This is a genomic window from Winogradskya humida, assembly GCF_016862215.1.
Classification (GTDB): Bacteria; Actinomycetota; Actinomycetes; order Mycobacteriales; family Micromonosporaceae; genus Actinoplanes; species Actinoplanes humidus.
In genome coordinates this window covers 1-552 of record NZ_BOMN01000183.1, presented here as the reverse complement: position 1 = coordinate 552, position 552 = coordinate 1, and the positions used below count along the sequence as shown (strand labels likewise).

Genomic DNA, 552 nt, shown 5'->3' with positions numbered 1-552 from the left:
CAAACAATTCATGACCCAGCTCGGCGAGTACGCGCACCGCCCGCTCGAACTGCACCGGCGCACGCAAACTCGCATACCAGTAACCAGCGTCCAACTCCGTACCCGTCAGCACCTCACCGGTCATCGCCGACACCATCGGCACCCGACCCGCCCGCGGCGAAACACCAGCAAGCACGGTCAGGATCTCGTCCTTCAAACTCTCCACCTGCGGACCGTGCGAGGCATAGTCCACGGCAACCATCCGCGCCCGGACACCCTCAGCCTCGAACTCCTGCTTCAACTCCAGCAACGCCGCCGGCTCACCCGACACCACCACCGCAGCAGGACCATTCACCGCCGCCAGCGACAACCGGTCACCGATCCGCTTCTCCACCACATCGGCCGACGCCGCAACCGACAACATGCCACCCGCACCCGCCAAAGCCCGCAACGACTGCGACCGCAGCGCCACAACCCTCGCGCCGTCCTCCAAGCTCAACATCCCCGCCACCACAGCAGCAGCGATCTCACCCTGCGAATGACCGACCACAGCGTCGGGTACGACACCAGCCG

1 protein-coding gene is annotated in these 552 nt (G+C 65.8%); it reads right to left on the bottom strand.

All coding sequences use genetic code 11. The features are described from left to right. Window positions 1-490 (bottom strand): acyltransferase domain-containing protein (locus Ahu01nite_RS50080; protein ID WP_239159811.1); only part of this gene is annotated, 490 nt, incomplete at its 3' end. Between the last annotated feature and the right edge of the window lie 62 nt (window positions 491-552).